This window comes from Dietzia psychralcaliphila, from assembly GCF_003096095.1.
Classification (GTDB): Bacteria; Actinomycetota; Actinomycetes; order Mycobacteriales; family Mycobacteriaceae; genus Dietzia; species Dietzia psychralcaliphila.
Genome location: NZ_CP015453.1, coordinates 331,787 through 348,968, shown reverse-complemented (window position 1 = coordinate 348,968; position 17,182 = coordinate 331,787). Strand labels below are relative to the sequence as shown.

Genomic DNA, 17,182 nt, shown 5'->3' with positions numbered 1-17,182 from the left:
ACCGGGGCCCCGCACGAGAATCTACGCACGGGGCCCCGGTGTGACGGGTGAGGACTCGCTGAGCGGAGCCCGATTCGTCGGCTAACCGGTCCTGATCACCACGCCTGGGCGTTCATCACGGGCAGGATCTGCGCCGAGCGGGCCGCGATCAGGTCATCGTTCCAGTAACCCCACCCGTGGATGCCGGTGGTGCGGTAGTCGAACGTGGCCTGGTTGGGCCGGGCGTTGAGGGTGTTCTGGAACGCGATGGTCGAACCGCGGGACAGGCCCTCGAGGATGATGCCGTTGAAGGTGTTGAACACGGCCTGCAGGCTGGAGGGCTGGTCGTACCGGCCGGGGATGGCCGAACCCGCGGTGATGTACATCGGGATGTCACGCAGCTTGTCCGCGTTGAGCAGCGGGTCGTTCTGGCCCCAGCGCGGGGAGCCCGGCAGGCCCCACATGGCGAACGGGTCGCACTTGCACTGGTCGAACATCGCCAGCGGGATCATGGTGTACATGCCCGGGGCGGTGGGGTTCATGTAGCCGGAGAACACCGAGACCTGCTTGAACTGGTCGCGGTGCCTGGCGGCGAGTGTCGCGGCCGCGGACCCGCCCATGGACAGGCCGGCGATGGCGTTGTTGTCCGTGCGGACACCGAAGTGCTGCTGTAGGTAACCGGGCAGCTCGGCCGTCAGGAAGGTCTCGTACTTGTACTCGACCAGGTTGCCGCCCAGGTTGATGGGCCGATCCCAGTCGGTGTAGAAGGACACCTGGCCGCCGACCGGCATGACCAGGGTGATGTTGTCCTGGAGGAAGATGCGCTGCGCCTGGGCGTCGCGCGTCCACGCATTCCAGTCGTCCCGCGCGCGAAGGCCGTCGAGGAGGTACAGCCCGGCGTTGCCGCCGAAGCGGGCCGGCTGGACCTGGACCTTGATGTGACGGTTCATCGCCGGCGACCAGACGTCGCACAGCTGGACCCACGAGGCGACCGGATCCCAGCTACACCCGGGGCGCAGCCAGTTGCGGAAACCCACGGGATTCTCGTTGCCGGCGGCCGGCTGGAACGCGGGGGCGGTGTTCGGCGCATCGCCTGATCCGGCCGATCCTGCCGATCCGGCGGAACCGAGGCTGGCCGACGAGCCCTGCTCGGTGGCCTGGGCGCCGACGAGGGCCGGGGCGCCGACGACGAGGCCTGCAGCCGTCGCCAGGGCGGTGAGCCCGGCGGCGAACTTGCGCCGGAGGGTGGTCTGGGACATTCGTGGGTTCCTTTGTTCGTTCCTGGTGCCCCAGGGTGTCCGGGGCATCGGTGACGTCCATCGGACCGGCCCCACCAGGGGAGGACCGGAACTGCGACATCGTTACTGTCGCTCATTCTGGGACAGGTGTTACAGGTCGGGGACCTGATCGATCCCCGACTGTTATCGATTCGAGACAACAGTAGCCGCCACCCTACCGAGTGCCCTGGTACTTCTCCACTTCCTCCGGCATGGGCAACCCGCACCGCTGCACCTCGTACGCAGGGATTCTGTTGATCCGGTACTCGGCGAATGAGAATGCATTCACCACGTTGGACCAGCGCTTCTCCAGGGTCAACGGGCCCGAGTAGGAATCGATCAACGCCTGCGTGGCGGGGCACTGGAGCGCCACCTCTGCCTGGTTCACCCAGTTGACGTCGATCCATCTCGGGAAATTGACCGGGTCCTCGACCACACCGGTGCGCGCCAGCACCCAGTCGTACGGCAGGAACTTGTCGTGACCGATCCGCCCGTCCTCCATGCGGTCGGTGTGCGCGGCCAACGGGGAGGCCAGGCCCACGGTGTCGTAGACGTCCACGTCGAGAGGGAGGTTCATGCTGGTCATGCCCAGGTTGAGGAACACGACCGTCTTCATCGGATCGTCGGGGAGCTCGAACGGCGCCAGTCCGGGCATCGGGCGGTCGTAGGCCACCACGTCCCACCGGTCCTGGAAGCCGGGAACCGGCAGGAACACCGCCCCCGTCCGGTTGGACGAGACGTCCCGCACCAGGGCCCGCATCCGCGGAAAATCCAGGTAGTCGTCGGCCAGCAGCGGGTGCTTATGGCCCGTGCGCTGGATGTAGAACTGCCGCTCGTCGACGATCCCCGCCGCCGTGATGGACTCCGGCTCGGCGCGGAACGGGTCCTGGACCACCTCGACGGTCACCGCCCATCCGACGACGACGAGCCACGCACCGGCGACCACCGGGACCGCCACCCGGCGCACCCGGGCGTCATCCGCACCGCGGGCGGGCCCGACCGGGAGCGGCACCACGGAGACCGGCAGCAGGAACAGGAACAGGGACGGCAGCAGCACGCGGCCGTGCATGAAGTCCCCGCCGACACGGGTGACGTAGGCCAGCATGATCACGGCCACCACGAGGAAGGCGATCGTGACGACCGGGGTCGAGCGGACCCGGTTCCGCAGGCGGAGCAGGCCGCCCGCCTCGTCGTCGTCGCCCCCACCCGCATCCCCCGAATCCGCTACCGTCCCGCGTGATCCGCTACCACGATGCGGGTAGCGGAGCGGCAGGCGGAGTAGCGGATTTCCCTGCGCGGCGGGGTTGGACCGGCGCACGGCCCACCACGAGACCAGGCCGGCGATCAGGACCACCACCAGCGGCAACAGCAGCACGTACGGCGACAGCAGGTCCCACAGGTACTCGGCGCCCTTGTCCCACTTGGACCCGCCAGCATCCTTGGCGACGGCCGTCAAGGGGTAGGGCAGGGCGTAGTACGACATCCGCCAGATCTGGTAGACCACCGGGACGGTTCCCGCGATGACCACCAACCAGCCCAGGTGCCGCCACGACTGCCGGGACGCGGCCAGCAGTACCAGGAACACCACGGAGGCCAACGCCAACTCGGGGCGGACGAGCGGACCGAGCCCGGCGACGAACGCTATCGCGGCCGTACCCCCGGAGGGCAGGCCGAACCGCCCCTCGCGGTGCGGGGCCCGCGCCCACCGCTGCAGGCCCAGCCACATGACGCCGATCCAGCAGATCACCAGCCCCGTCTCCAGGCCGGAGCTGGCGAAGTCCCGTGCGGGCGGCAACATGATGTACACCACCACACCCAGGGGCAACAGCAACATCGGTCCGCCCACGCGGGCGTGCCGGGTGCCCTGGTACATCACGCGGGTACCGAGCATCGCGCACGCGACCGCGACCATGCTCAGCGTCAGCGCCAGCGCCAGGGCGATCAACTCGAGCCTGTAGCCGACCACCTCGTGGGTGAGGTAGACGAGATAGGTCCACACGGTGGAGGTGTTGGACTCGACCCGCTCCCCCGCGTTGAAGACGGGGCCGTTGCCGGCGATGAGGTTGCGGACCGTGCGCAGGACGATCAGCCCGTCGTCGGCGATCCACCGGCGCTGCCAGGCGCCGGCGAGGAACACCGCCACCACCACGACGAGTCCGCCCCAGAACACCGCCGGCTCGGCCCTGGGCCGCACCGGGTCCCGCGGGGCCCCGGACGCCCGGGCCAGGGTCGGGGTCGGGGTCGGGGTCGGCGTCGGGTCCGATGCCGCACCTCTCGCCGCCGAACCACCCGGTGCCGAACGCCCCGCCGCCGAACGCCCCGCCGCCGAACCTCCCGCTGCCGAACGCCCCGCTCTCACCTCCGACATCACCAGCCCACCCCGGTCAGGCGATGGACGGCACGATGTAGACGCCGATCACCACGGTCAGGACCCACAGCCCGGCCAGGACCTGCAGGACGCGGTCCCCGAGCGCGATGTCCTCGGGCTCGCCGGCCTGGGCGGCATCGACGTCGACCGCGTACCGCAGCACCGCGATGGTGAACGGCACGATCGAGATCTGCAGCCACACGGCCGACCCGGACGGCTGCGTGGGGTCGGAACCCCGGTCGTACGCCCACAGGGCGTAGCAGAGGACCAGGACCGTGGCCGAGAGCGTCCAGACGAACCGCAGGTAGGTGGGCGTGTAGCTCTCCAGGGCCTTGCGGATCTTGGCCCCGGTCCTCAGGTGCAGGTTCAGCTCGGCGTACCGCTTGCCGGCCGCCATGAACAGGGAACCGAACGCCATGACCAGCAGGAACCACTGCGAGATCTCGACCTCCGCCGCCGCGCCGCCCGCCACCGCGCGCAGCAGGAAGCCGGAGGAGACGAACGCGATGTCGAGCACCGGCTGGTGCTTGAGCCCGAAGCAGTACATGAGCTGCAGCACGATGTACACGGCCACGACGATCGCCAGCGCCGGATGCGTGAACAGCACCGAGATGCCGATCGACGCGATGATCAGCACCACCGCCATGCCGTAGGCGAGCCCGACCGGGAGCACACCGGCCGCGATGGGACGGAAACGCTTGGTCGGGTGTGCGCGGTCCGCCTCGACGTCCATCGCGTCGTTGATCAGGTACACGCTCGAGGCCGCCATGCAGAACGCCACGAACGCGATGAAGACCGAGAACAGGACGGAGGTGTCGGTGAGCGTCTGCGAGCCGGCCGCGGCGGGCGCCGCGACCACGAGGACGTTCTTGACCCACTGACGTGGCCGGAGAGCCTTGATCATGCCGTCGAGCAGGTTCTTGGGCGGCGAACCCTGGGCCTCCTCCTCGGCCTCGGCGAGGTCGATCTCGTTGGCGGTGTGCGGCTCCGCACCGAGGAGGTGGTGCTCGCCCCCGCCCCGGGAGGCCGGGACTCCGGTCTGATCGGTCATCGATTCTCCTCGGGGGTCGGGGTGATGCGCGGTCCGGGCGCGCCGTCGCGGAGCGCCTCCGGCAGCACGCGCTGGACGGGATCCGTGGGCCAGACCGCGCGGGTGAGCGCAGCACAACCCGCGCCGACCGCGGCGCCGGCGAACACATCCGAAGGGTAGTGGACGCCCAACACGAGCCTGGACGCGAGCATGACGGGAACGAGTGCGGGGGCCACGGGCACGCCGCTCACGGCCCCCGCGAGCAGGGCGAAGGCGGTGGTCGAGGTGGCGTGGGAGGACGGGAAGCTGAGCGAGGAGGGGGTACCCACCCCCACGGTGACCGTGGGGTGGTCCGGCCGCCGACGCCGCACGACCCGCTTGATGACGACGGAGGTGGCGTGCGCACCGAAGCTGCCGACACCGACCATCGCCCACCGGCTCCGACGGGCCGGATCGGCCACCACGCCGACCGCGGCGATCGCCATCCAGCCCAGCGCGTGCTCACCGACGTGCGAGAGCGTCACGGCCGCCTCACGCAACCCTGGCACCGCGAGGAGCCGCCGCTGGATCCCGGCCAGCAACCTGACCTCGCCGGTGGGAACGGGGATGTCGACCGTGGGGCCGGCCCCGCCGGTGTCGTCGGGGCCGGCCGGCCCGGACGCGGTCTCAGGCGTCGAAGACACGGCCCCAGGCCTCCTTGGTCACGAGATCGGTGTGCGCGTCACGGTAGCGCCGACGCATCTCCGGGAACCGGCGATAGAGCTCTCGGTGTACGGCCACGGACTCCTTGAACAGGGACGCGGCCTGCTCACGGTCGCGCTTGCGGTAGACCACCCCGCGGCCGTCGGCGGTGGTGACGGTGGCGCCGTCGACCCGGCTCAGCGAGTACCAGCGCGCCTCCACGGGCGGGAAGTTCGCCTGCGGCACCTCGTGGTGCACCTTGTCGTCCCGGCTCAGGGTGTGCGAGAGCCCCTTGGCCAGGGCCAGGGCCTTGCGGACCCTGCCCCGGGGCTCCGAGTGGATCCCGGCCGGGGCACCCGAGGGCGCGGGCAGGTCCACGGCCGAGGGGATCACCACGGCGTCGGGGAACTCCGCGCGCATCGCCCGCACCTTGGGCAGCGCCGTCGGCAGCAACTCGTAGAGCGCCTCCGGGCCGCGGAGGAAGTCGCGGACGGCCTCGATCTGGATGGCCACCGTCGAATACTCGAGGCATACCAGGTGCTTGACCAGCGCTTTCAGGCTGGACTGCATGATGCCCTTGTGGTCGCCGTCGTGGTAGAGCGAGGCCACCACCAGGCGGTTGCGCAGGTGGAAGTAGGCCTGCCAGTCGATCGCATCGTCCTTGTCCGACCACGCCATGTGCCAGATCGCCACGCCCGGCATGGACACCGTGGGATGACCGGCCCGGCGGGCCCGCAACCCGTATTCCGCGTCGTCCCACTTGATGAACAGCGGCAGGGGCTGCCCGATCTTCTCCGCCACCACGCGCGGGATGAGGCACATCCACCAGCCGTTGTAGTCCACGTCGATCCGGCGGTGGAGTTCCTTGGGGTTCTCCCGGTCCGTCAGGGGGTACCGGGAGAAGTCGTAGTCGTAGTCCGCGTGCGGGGCGGCGGTCCACATGAAGTCGTGCGCTCCCACCACCTCGCCCATGGTGTGGAGGTGGCTGCGCTCCTGCAGGTTGAGCATCTGGCCGCCGACCAGCATCGGGACCGTGGAGAATCGGGCGAAGGCCAGGGCCCGCAGGATCGAGTCGGGCTCGATCTCGATGTCGTCGTCCATGTACAGGATGTACGGCGAATCGGTGAGTCGCCGGGCCTCGTACATGATGCGGCTGTACCCGCCCGAACCGCCCAGGTTGGGCTGGTCGAAGATCCGCAGGCGCTCGCCCAGGTACTCGGCGGCCTCAGCGAACCCGGGCTCGTCGCGCACCTTGCGGTTGCCCTGGTCCGGCATGAGCACGGCGTCCAGGACCGCGTCCACCTCGGGGTCGGAGGTGAGCGCCCGCAGCGCCGCGACCGCGTCCCCGGGTCGGTTGAACGTGGGGATCCCGATGGTCACCCGGCGGTCGTTGGGCACCTGCACAGACGGGTCGGGGGTGCCGTCCGGGCCCGCGTCCGGGCGGGTCGCGGGCGCGTCCACGGCCGAGTACCAGCCACCGGCGAGCAACTCGACGTCCGTGTCGGAGGTGAGGTCGAACCAGATCCAGCCGCCGTCCTCGAACGGGCCCAGGTCGCAGACGAACTCGACCGTCGTCACCCGGTCCGCGCCCGCCTCGCCCGGCTCTCCCACGACGTCCCCGGTGATCGCGATCCGCGACCCGTCGATCTTGGACCGGTAGAGGTCCACGCGGCCGGCGCCGCGGATCGTCAGCCGCAGGACCACGTCGCCGAGGATGGTCCAGCGCCGCCAGTACGCCGCGGCGAACGCGTTGAAGTAGGTGGCGAAGGAGACCTCGGAGTCCGCGCCGATGCTCAGCGTGGTGCGGCCGGCGGAGTGCGCGCGGCGGGCGTTGGTGGGGGCCTCCCCGAGGTAGAGCGACCTCACGTCCAGGGGCTCACCGGCCCGGGGCAGGATGATCCGCTGGAGGCACTCCCGGCCGAGCGGGTCCGCGAGCCCGGCGACCGACCGCTCGACCTCGTCGACCAGTTCGTGGTGGCCGTGGTGTTGCATATGGATGAGTCCCCGTTTCCGACGGCACACACTGTCCGCCCTCGTGCACGTCCCGCGTCGCGCCGTCGCTAGTCGAAAGCCGGGTCGATCGTACCCGGCGGGCCGGGGCGATCCCGCCCACCACGCGGAACCGGGGTCCCACCTGTGTCGACGCAGCCTCTAGTCTCGAGCCATGCACCTCACCGCCACAGCCCGGCCCCGTCCGACCGTCCGATCCACCCTCGGGATCCTCGCCCTGTCGGTGCCCCTCGCGCTCGCCGGCTGCGGCGCGGACGACTCGGCCTCCGAGGACGCGACGGCCACCGGCACGACCGCGGCGACCCAGTCCGAGACGCAGCCAGAGGCGGACACGTCCGACGGCGGCGCGTCCGACGCGGTCGAGTGCCCGCCCACCGAGGGCACGAGCGAACGCATCACCTCGTTCGACTCCGCCCCGCCGATGTGCCTGACACCCGGGGTCGACTACTCCGCCGTCATCACCACCGACGCCGGCGTCGTCACCGTGGACCTGCTCGAGGAGAAGGCCCCGGAGACGGTGAACAACTTCGTGTACCTGGCCCGCCACAAGTACTACGAGGGCATCACCTTCCACCGGGTGATCCCCGGCTTCATGATCCAGGGCGGCGACCCGCAGGGCACCGGCAGCGGCGGCCCGGGCTACCAGTTCTCCGACGAGCTCCCCGCCGACGGCGAGTACGAGGTCGGCTCGATGGCCATGGCCAACGCGGGCCCGGACACCAACGGTTCGCAGTTCTTCATCGTCACCGGCGACTCCGGCGTGTCACTGCCGCCGGACTACAGCCTCTTCGGCACCGTCACCGACGGGATGGACGCCGTCACGGCGATCGAGGACGACGGCAGCCCGCAGGGCGCCCCGCGGACGGTGCACACGATCGAGTCTGTGGAGATCGTCGAGGGCTGAGCCGGCCTCCGTGGGTCAGTAGCCGCTCGACCCGCCGCCCCCGGAGAACGAGGCGTTCGAGTAGCTGGTGTTGGTGGCGCTCGACGCCGCCTCGGCCGCTTGCACGTCGTGAGCGTGCCAGCTCGAGACCACGTAGAACGGCACGAAGCCGTTGTAGCCGTAGCCCGCGCGCCAGTCCCGGTCGTACAGTCTCGGCGCGTGTCGGTCGCCCGCGTCGTCAGCCGCCTCCACATCCGACATCTCGCGGACCCGGATCGCCTCGACCACGAGCCGGTAGTCCACCACGAGCCGGGCGTAGCGGTCCATGAAGTCGGCCGCCTGTGTGTCCTTCGAGAGCTCGTCCGCACGCGCATCGAGGGCCTTGGCCTCGGCGGCGAGCCGCTCATCCTCTGTTCCCAGCGCGGCGGCGAGCATGTCCTCGTGCAGCTCACCGAGTTGGCGACGGCGCACGTCGGCATCGCCCTGCTCCATGCGGAAGAGCTGGTCGATGTTCTTCTCCGCCGTCTCCATCTGATCGACCGTGGTGTGCGCGGTCTCGATGTCGGCGGCCTTCTCGCGGAACTCGGAGTCCTTCGATTCAGGCCGCAGGTCACCGATCCGGCCCATGACGGTGTCCAGCGCGAGGAAGCGGTCCCGCACGTCCTCCCACTGCGACCTCAGCTCGTCGTCGGCCAGCGGGGACGTGAGCGAGTTGGCGCGGATGTCCAGCCCGGTGAGCTCCCCCGCGACCCGCCCGTACTCGCGGGAGACCCGGTCGTAGCGTTCCCTCGCCGTCGTCGCCTCCTTCTTGCGACTCGCCGCGACGGCCGCACCGATCGCGCCCGCGCCCACGACGCCCGCGCCGCCGAGCGCCCACGGCAGCCAGGACGGCATCCCCTCGGACTCCGGTGCCAGGACCGTGGGATCGGCCGCCGCCTGCGCACCCGCGAGCAGGCCGACCGCGTGGTTGTCGCGCCGCATCGGGTCCTTCATGGCCTCCAGCGAGCCGTCGAGGTGCCGGCCCTCGAAGATGTCGAGCGCCGCGCAGACGTCGTCCCCGCAGTAGATGCCGACCTGCCGCGACTCCACGTCGTTGGCCACGATCAGGGTTCCGGGCGCCCACTTCTCCCTGTCCTCCGACACGAGATCCGGCCGCTCGGCCTGGGCGAATCGCTCGGTGGTGTCGTTGAGGTTGTCGTTCCCGTCGTCGAAGACCAGGTACTCGACCTGCTGCACCTGCGGCGGGAACGCGATGCGCTCGGTCTCGGTGCGGAGCAGATCCTGATCCCCCGGCGAGAGCACACCGGCCCCGTCGGTGATGCCGACGCCGACCGCCGTGGCCTGCCCGGGGGCTGGGGCGGGTGCCGGAGCCTGGGCTCCGGCCGGGGCGAGTGGGAGCAGGAAGAGCAGCAGGGCCGCGGCGCCGGACAGCACCACGAGCAGGAGGCGGAGACGGGATACCGAGCTGATCATGCGTCCACTCTAGGCGCGGCGCTTCGTCGTCGTCTCGCCCTTTTCGGCAGACCCGAATGCACACCCGGAGCGGCCCCGGCCTGGGGCTGGAAGGACCGCCCAGAGAAACACGGGCGAACTGCCCGGACTCTCGCGGACCAGGGCAGGAATGGTCGTGCTGGCTGCGGCGGATGTACCGAAAGGCCGCAGTGGGAACGTCCACCCTCCGGGCTGGCACTCCTGCTCCGCTCGGGCTCGCCGACACGGCAGGGCGGAAGCCGGTCCGAGGCTGGTCCGAGGCAGGCCGGTGGTGAACACGCTGAGCATCCCGCTAACCTCGTCCGGATGTTCATCCTGGAAACCCTCATCGCGATCACGGTCGCCCTGACCACCGCATTCGGCGGTCTGGTCGCGGAGGATCTCATCACCCGCGACTCGGCGTGCACCATCTCTTCGGTGCCGGACCTGTGGTCGCAGGAATGCACCTCCCCCTCCCGCCTCGCCTGGTTCGTCGGGACCCTGGCGGTGCTCATCCTGGCGATGGCGGCGCGCGCATGGCTCATCGCCCACAACGGCACCCTGTACTACCTGCGGCTGCTCCCGGCCGAGACCGCCGACCGGATGCGCGCCGCCGTGGACGTGGCCAACGCCCGGAGTCTGGACTTCCGTTCCGCGACCGGGTGGTTCGGCACCGACTACGAGGTCGTGGACCTGCGGCGCGAAGTCGACCACATCTCGGACGAGCTCGAACGTGCGATGAACGACGACGACGACGCGACCGGCTACGTCCTAGCCCCCAACCTGGCGTTCCCCGCCGCCCTGGCAGTGGGATACGACACCCTCCTGCGTGAGCGCACCCACCTCGCGGAGCTGCCCACGAGCGCGCGACGACGGCGACTGCCCGGAGGGGACACCGGGGTGCGGACCGTGTTCTTCGACGACGGCGACGACATGTGGGCCGAGCGCCGGTGGCGGTCGCGGCGGAGCCGACTGGACTCCGAGCTGTCGATGGTCACGTTCGGCGCGGCACGCCCGGCTGCCCTGCCGTCGACTGCCGTGTCGTCAAAAGCAGTGCCGTCGACTGCCGTGCCATCGACAACCGTGCCGCCAGATGCCGCGCCCCCGCAAGACGGCCCCTCCGATGCCGTGACCGCGGACCGGACCGCCGTGGGTCGCGTGTGGCTCTCGCTGCAGCTCGACGGCGGCGGGGCGGTTTCCGAGGTCGATGCGCAGCATCCCCTGCGGGCGACGGCGGACCTCGTCGTCGTCGTGGGTCCCACCGCCCCCACCGACGGCGTCGAGACTCTCCTGCCCTGGACCCTCCCGTCCGGCCGGTGGTACCCGGGCGCGAGCGGTCGGCAGATCGACCGGCGCGCGTTCGCCCGGATCGTGGAGGAGCTCTCCGGCGCGGTCGAGCAGGTGCTCGACGACTACCCCGAGGCCGATGTCCTGCTCACCGGCCGCATGCCGCGGAGTGTCGCGTTCGCGCTCGGCTACGTGATCTCCCAGCGCAAGGACGGCCGCGTCGAGGGCAAGCGCGCCGCCCACCACCCGACCCGCTCGGGCGACACCCGGGCAGAGCGCGCGCAGGCCCGTGCGGAGAACGAGGGGTTGAGCTCGCTGAGTCGCTTCTGGTCCTCGGTCACCCCGGTGCTCGAGCATCTCGGCGAGGCCAAACCCACCCTGGTGCACGCGGCCCAGCGCGACGAGGTCGTGCGGCGCCTGTCCGTAGGGCCCGACGCCTGACGGTCGCACCGGCCCCGCGGGGACGTGAACCCGGAGCCGGCCGACAGCCGGTCCCGCCGCCCCGGCCCTCCCGTCAGCCGGCGAGCGGCGTCCCGTCCCGCAGGTGCGGGGCCAGCGTGTTGTCGAACATCGTCAGCGCCGACGCGATGGCCATGTGCATGTCCAGATACTGATACGTGCCCAGGCGGCCGCCGAAGATCACGCGGTTCTCCGCGGTCTCGGCCTTGGCGCGCTCGCGGTAGACGGCCAGCCGCTCACGGTCGGTGGACTCGTTGATCGGGTAGTAGGGCTCGTCCTCGCGCTCGGCGAAGCGGCTGAACTCGCGCATGATCACGGTCTTGTCCGTGGGGTAGTTCGTGCGCTCGGGGTGGAAGTGCCGGAACTCGTGGATGCGCGTGTAGTCGTACTCGGCGTCGTTGTAGTTCATCACCGGGGTGCCCTGGAAGTCGCCGGTGGGCAGGACCTCGGTCTCGAAGTCCAGGGTGCGCCACCCCAGCTCGCCGTCGGAGTAGTCGAAGTACCGGTCGAGCGGGCCGGTGTAGACCACGGGCGCGTCCGGGCTCGCGGCGCGGACGGCCTCACGGACGTCGAACCAGTCGGTGTCCAGCACCACGTCGATCTTGTCGTCCGCCGCCATGTTCTCCAGCCACGCGGTGTAGCCGTCCACGGGCAGGCCCTCGTGGGTGTCGTTGAAGTAGCGGTTGTCGAAGGTGTAGCGCACGGGCAGGCGGGTGATGTTCCCGGCGGGCAGGTTCTTGGGGTCGGTCTGCCACTGCTTGGCGGTGTAGTCCTTGATGAACGCCTCGTAGAGCGGCCGCCCGATCAGGGAGATCGCCTTCTCCTCGAAGTTGGCCGCGTCCTCGGCCGAGAACTCGGCGGCCTGCTCGGCGATCAACTCCCGCGCCTCGTCGGGCGAGTAGTAGCGGCCGAAGAACTGGTTGATCAGGCCCAGGCCCATGGGGAACTGGTAGGCCGTCCCCTTGTGCATGGCGAACACCCGGTGCTGGTACCCGGTGAAGTCGGTGAAGCGGTTGACGTACTCCCACACCCTCTCGTTGGAGGTGTGGAACAGGTGGGCGCCGTACTTGTGGATCTCGATGCCGGTCTCGGGCTCGGGCTCGGAGTAGGCGTTGCCGCCGATGTGGTGCCGCCGGTCCAGCACGAGCACGCGCTTGCCGAGTTCCGACGCCGCCCGCTCGGCGACCGTCAGGCCGAAGAAACCGGACCCCACCACGATGAGGTCGTAGGTCCCCCACTGCCGCTCGCCTGCCATCACTGGTGCCTTCCCGTAGTCCGTCACTGCTTCTCGCGGGACCACACGCCGGTCGGCGCGGGTCCGGGTCCAAGGGTATCGGGCGGGCGGGGGTAGGGGCCCGGGGCCACACCAGGCGACGACGACGAGGAGGGCTCCTCCGCGTCCGGTGCCGCCGCTCAGCTCGCGCGTCGGACCACCTCGTCGTCGTACATCGGTTCGAAACTACACAGTTGTGACCCCAAAATTCACATCCGTACCACTTGGTTTCACGCGTTTCTTAGCTACCATTGATCACGTTCGTCACATTTGTCCCAGTGGTCGCTCTGCCTCGCGGCCGCCGGGAAGAAGTGTTCCGCAGCTGGATCCGCGAGACACAGACCTGATCTGGAGAAGCCCTTGAGAACACGACGCCGCCCCCTGAACATCAGCGGTCGACGCCGGACCCTCGCCCTCGCGGTGGCGGTCGCGGCGTCCGTCGTCACGCCCCTCGCCGTATACGGGGCGGACCACCTGGTCGAGTCCGGAGATGACATCACCGCCACCGCGGGCAGCGCCGTCCCGACTGGGACGACCGAGGTCGCCCTCGCCGACGCACCCGCAGCGGCCGGCGTGGACACCGATATCGCGGTGGGCTCGGCCCCCGTCAGGGAGGTCACCTCCGAGACGCCGTTCTCGATGGTCGGCGTCACGTGGAAGGGGCACAACCCGGAGGCCGTCGCGGCCCTGCGCGCCAAGAACCCAGACGGGTCCTGGGGCCCGTGGTACGAGGCCGAGGCCGTCGACGGCAAGGGCGAGAGCACCACCGGCACCGGCGGCACCGAGCCGGTCTTCCTGGGCGTCGACTCCACCACCGTCCAGATCAAGCTCTCCGGGGTCGACGTCGCGGACACGTCGCTGGCCGACGAGCCGGAGGTCAGCGATTCGGAAACCACCGAGTCCGGCGCCACCGCATCCGAGACCCCCGATTCTGACGCTCCCGAGTCCGAAGCGCCCCGGTCCGCAGCATCCGAGACCCCGGCGTCCGACACCGCCGATGCCCCGGCCACGGAGACCCCCGCGCAGAGCGACGTGGCGTCCACCCGGTCGGCAGAGCCCGCACCCGCGCGGTCCGCCACCGACGACACACCGCCGGTCCCGACGCGCTACGCCGACATCAAGCCGGTGGCCGAGACAACCGACACCGACGCCACCGACGTCACCGCCGTCCTGCTCTCCCCCGACGACACCCCGACGCCCGACGCCGAGTCGTTCGGCGACATCACCGCGCAGGGTGGCTCCGGCGTGAACGGCGACATCGCCGCCAAGCAGCCGTCGATCATCACCCGCGGCGGCTGGGGTGCCGACGAGTCCATCCGCTGCGGAGGCACCGCCTACGACACGACGTTGGCCGCCGCCACGGTCCACCACACCGCGGGCAGCAACAACTACACCCGCGAGGGTTCGGCGGGCGTCGTGCGGGGCATCTACGTCTACCACGCACGCAACCTGGGCTGGTGCGACGTCGGCTACAACGTGATGGTCGACAAGTACGGGCAGGCCTTCGAGGGTCGTCGGGGCGGACTCAACCGCAACGTCCAGGGCGCACACGCCGGCGGCTTCAACGGCAACACCTTCGGCATCTCGATGATGGGCGACTACTCCACCGTCGCCCCGTCCGACGCCACCGTGCGCAAGATGGGCGAGGTCATCGGCTGGCGCCTGTCGCTCGCCGGCGTCGACCCCAAGGGCACCGACACCCACTACTCCGAGGGCACCTCGTACACCAAGTTCCCCATGGGCACCGCGGTCCGGCTACCCAACATCTTCGCCCACCGCGACGTCGGCAACACCTCGTGCCCGGGTAACGCGGGCTACGCCAAGATGGGCCAGATCCGCGACATCGCGGCCGCCTACGCCAAGACCGGCGGCGGGTCCCCGGCTCCGACCAATCCCCCGTCCAACCCCACTCCCCCGGTCACCAACCCCGGGACCACCCCGCGGCCCGGCACCGGCGGCTCGTCCAGCCCGGGCCTCACCCAGGGAAGCGTCCAGGACGCGGTGACCTCCGCCCTCCGGACCGTCCTGACCGGCGGCCGACTGGACGTCGCCGAACTGACCCGCATCCTCACCGGCGGGAAGACGCTCGCCGACATCCCGTTCGACGCCGGTTCGGTGCAGGACGCCATCGGCGGGGACATGGGCTCCGTCGGGAACCTCGGCGGCGGCGACTTCACCAGGCTCGCCTCGCAGTTCGCCGGTCCGCTCGGCAAGGTCCTCTCCGGAGTCCAGAGATTCGGCAACGTGTCCCTGGTCAAGCACGAGAACGGCGCGCTCTACTCCTCTCCCGAGACCGGTACCCACCCGGTGTGGGGCGTGATCGGCGACGCCTGGGCCTCCCAGGGCTTCGAGCGCGGACCGCTCGGCCTCCCGGTCTCGAGCGAGACCGAGCGCGAGGACGGCACCGTCGCCCAGCGATTCGAGGGTGGCACGCTGGTCTTCGACCCGGCCACCAAGGAGCTCTCGGTGGAACCGGCCCCCTGATCCCCGGCCGACGCCGGTGCGTCGGCCGACCAGACTCGCGGACCGGGTCCCACCAGGTGTGCCCGCCGCCCCCTCAACGGGGCGGCGGGCACACCGGGGAAGTGGTGGGGACCGGTCCGTGTACCCCTTTCAGGCTCGGGCCGTTTACAGGCTCGGGCCGTTCTCACGCTCGGGCCGTTTTCAGATCCCGGCCGTCCTCAAGCGCGGGCCCCTTTCGGGCGCGGGCCGCGCATCCCCATCGGGGAGGCCCGCGCCTCCCGCGATCGGTCGTTCAGTTCCACCAGCGGCGCAGCACGTGCGCCAGTCCCGCCTCGTCGTTGGTGAGTGTGATCTCGTCGGCGGCGGCGTGGACCACGGGGATGGCGTTGCCCATCGCCACCCCGTGGTCGGCCCAGCGCAACATCTCGAGATCATTGGGCATGTCGCCGAAGGCGACCGTCACCGGCACCACCCCGGGGGCGAGCGTTCCCTGCGCCGTGCTTGAGGCGAGCGTTCCCCGCGCCGTCCCGGACTCCCCGGCACCCGGCCGCGCCCGGCTCTGCCGCCCGAGTCCCGCCGCGAGTTCGGCCAGTCCACTGGCCTTGGTCACCCCGCGCGCCGCGAACTCGATCAACCCGTCGGTCGTGGAGTAGGTGACGTCCGCCAGATGGTGCACCTCTCCCCGTAGGGCCTCCACCATGTCCGCGCTGGGCATCCCGGGGACCCTGGCCAGGAGCTTGAGGACGGGGCGGGCGAGCACCTCGGAGTGACCGACCTCCAGGTGTTCGGGCTGGATCCAGGCGTGTTCGTAGTCCGGGCTGGCCACGAACTCCCTGTCGGCTGCGTCGACGCCCAGACGTTCGGCGGCGATCCCGCTACCCGGCAACCTGTCGCGCAGGACCTCGTCGATCGCGGCCAACGCCTCCGCCTCCAGTAGGCGGGTACTGAGGAACTCGCCGCTGGCGGTGTCCATCACGACCGCACCGTTGGCACACACCGCCAGGGGCGCCACGGGCAGCTGATCGACCACCTGGGACAGCCAACGCGGAGGCCGACCGGTGGCCAAGACGAACGTCGCGCCATCCGCCACCAGTTCGGCGATCACGGCCCGGTTGGCGGCCGGTATGCGATCGTTCCGGTCGACCAGCGTTCCGTCGATGTCGGTGGCGACCAGCAGTGGCCGTGAGCCGGTCACGGAGCGTCCGGGCCCGCCGGTCCCTTCGGGGCGTCGTCGCCCTCCGTCACGGCCCGCCGACGCATTCGCTCGGCGTGCTCGGCCTCGTCGAGCGCGGTGGCCTCCTCGAGGGTCGGGGCCGAGCCACCGAGACGGGCGGGGACCCAGTTCGCCCCGGGCGGGTACGGGCCGTATCGCTGCGCGTACTCCTCCTGGACCCGCTCGAGCGTGGCCTTCATCCGCGAACGGAGCTCCTCGGTGCACTCGTCCACCGGTTCGTAGGCCTGCATCGGTTCACCGACCTCCATAAGGATCGGCACCTTCGGACGCAGTAGTTTCTTGGGCAGACCCTTGGTCCACACCCGCTGGGATCCCCACAAGGTGACGGTGATGATCGGGACACCGGCCTCGAGCGCCATCCGCACGGCACCGGACTTGAAGCCCTTGATCTCGAAACTGCGGCTGATGGTGGCCTCGGGGAACACCCCGACGAGCTCACCGGCCTTCAGCCGCGTGACGGCCTCGTCGAACGACGCCTTGCCGGCCGTTCGGTCCACGGGGATGTGCTTGAGCTCCCGCATGATCGGTCCGGTCACCGGGTGCTCGAACACCTCGACCTTGGCCATGTAGCGGATGAACCGCTTGTGGACGCGCGCCGGGATACCGCCGTAGACGAAGTCGAAGTACCCGGTGTGGTTGATCACCACCACGGCACCGCCGACCTCGGGAAAGTTGCGCTCCCCGCGAATCGTGATGTCCAGACCCTGGACCTTGAACAACGTGCGGGCGAACCCGATGATCCCCGTATAGAGCAGCTCCACGGGCACC

12 protein-coding genes are annotated in these 17,182 nt (G+C 70.4%); 3 read left to right on the top strand and 9 right to left on the bottom strand.

What is annotated here, in order from left to right:
* Positions 1-95: 95 nt before the first annotated feature.
* From A6048_RS01500 to A6048_RS01480, 5 genes are all read right to left on the bottom strand, one after another.
* Complete coding sequence (locus A6048_RS01500; RefSeq protein WP_107747922.1) at positions 96-1,238, bottom strand: alpha/beta hydrolase; 1,143 nt, start codon at positions 1,236-1,238, stop codon at positions 96-98.
* 193 nt (positions 1,239-1,431) lie between these two features.
* The gene (locus A6048_RS01495; RefSeq protein ID WP_244911036.1) at positions 1,432-3,624 is read right to left on the bottom strand and encodes an arabinofuranosyltransferase AftB family protein; all 2,193 of its coding nucleotides are present in this window, start codon (positions 3,622-3,624) and stop codon (positions 1,432-1,434) included.
* 16 nt (positions 3,625-3,640) lie between these two features.
* Complete coding sequence (locus tag A6048_RS01490) at positions 3,641-4,675, bottom strand: decaprenyl-phosphate phosphoribosyltransferase (protein ID WP_107747921.1); 1,035 nt, start codon at positions 4,673-4,675, stop codon at positions 3,641-3,643.
* Positions 4,672-5,337 carry a phosphatase PAP2 family protein gene (locus A6048_RS01485; protein WP_200837357.1) on the bottom strand — a complete coding sequence of 222 codons (666 nt, stop codon included), beginning with the start codon at positions 5,335-5,337 and terminating at the stop codon, positions 4,672-4,674. The genes A6048_RS01490 and A6048_RS01485 overlap by 4 nt, the downstream gene beginning before the upstream one ends.
* On the bottom strand, positions 5,321-7,327 hold the full coding sequence (locus tag A6048_RS01480; RefSeq protein WP_107747920.1) for a glycosyltransferase: 2,007 nt from the start codon (positions 7,325-7,327) through the stop codon (positions 5,321-5,323). Before A6048_RS01480 ends, A6048_RS01485 begins: the two co-directional genes overlap by 17 nt.
* A gap of 172 nt (positions 7,328-7,499) precedes the next feature.
* Between A6048_RS01480 and A6048_RS01475 the strand changes: the two genes are divergently transcribed.
* Positions 7,500-8,249 carry a peptidylprolyl isomerase gene (locus A6048_RS01475; RefSeq protein ID WP_107747919.1) on the top strand — a complete coding sequence of 250 codons (750 nt, stop codon included), beginning with the start codon at positions 7,500-7,502 and terminating at the stop codon, positions 8,247-8,249.
* A gap of 15 nt (positions 8,250-8,264) precedes the next feature.
* Here A6048_RS01475 and A6048_RS01470 read toward each other — a convergent pair whose 3' ends face one another.
* A complete protein-coding gene (locus tag A6048_RS01470; RefSeq protein ID WP_107747918.1) occupies positions 8,265-9,701 on the bottom strand; it encodes a DUF5129 domain-containing protein in 1,437 nt (478 codons plus the stop codon).
* Between the two features lie 324 nt (positions 9,702-10,025).
* Here A6048_RS01470 and A6048_RS01465 point away from each other — a divergent pair, with 324 nt between their 5' ends.
* Positions 10,026-11,426, top strand: coding sequence for a hypothetical protein (locus A6048_RS01465; RefSeq protein WP_107747917.1), 1,401 nt, complete (start codon positions 10,026-10,028; stop codon positions 11,424-11,426).
* A gap of 73 nt (positions 11,427-11,499) precedes the next feature.
* Here A6048_RS01465 and glf read toward each other — a convergent pair whose 3' ends face one another.
* Positions 11,500-12,699, bottom strand: coding sequence for a UDP-galactopyranose mutase (gene glf / locus A6048_RS01460; protein WP_107747916.1), 1,200 nt, complete (start codon positions 12,697-12,699; stop codon positions 11,500-11,502).
* A 378-nt stretch (positions 12,700-13,077) separates the two neighbouring features.
* Between glf and A6048_RS01455 the strand changes: the two genes are divergently transcribed.
* Positions 13,078-15,201, top strand: a complete 2,124-nt coding sequence (locus A6048_RS01455) for an N-acetylmuramoyl-L-alanine amidase (protein WP_235027466.1) — start codon at positions 13,078-13,080, stop codon at positions 15,199-15,201.
* 271 nt (positions 15,202-15,472) lie between these two features.
* Here the strand turns inward: A6048_RS01455 and A6048_RS01450 are convergent, their stop codons facing one another.
* On the bottom strand, positions 15,473-16,375 hold the full coding sequence (locus A6048_RS01450) for an HAD family hydrolase (RefSeq protein WP_107747914.1): 903 nt from the start codon (positions 16,373-16,375) through the stop codon (positions 15,473-15,475).
* The gene (locus A6048_RS01445) at positions 16,372-17,175 is read right to left on the bottom strand and encodes a lysophospholipid acyltransferase family protein (RefSeq protein ID WP_107747913.1); all 804 of its coding nucleotides are present in this window, start codon (positions 17,173-17,175) and stop codon (positions 16,372-16,374) included. Before A6048_RS01445 ends, A6048_RS01450 begins: the two co-directional genes overlap by 4 nt.
* Positions 17,176-17,182: the final 7 nt, after the last annotated feature.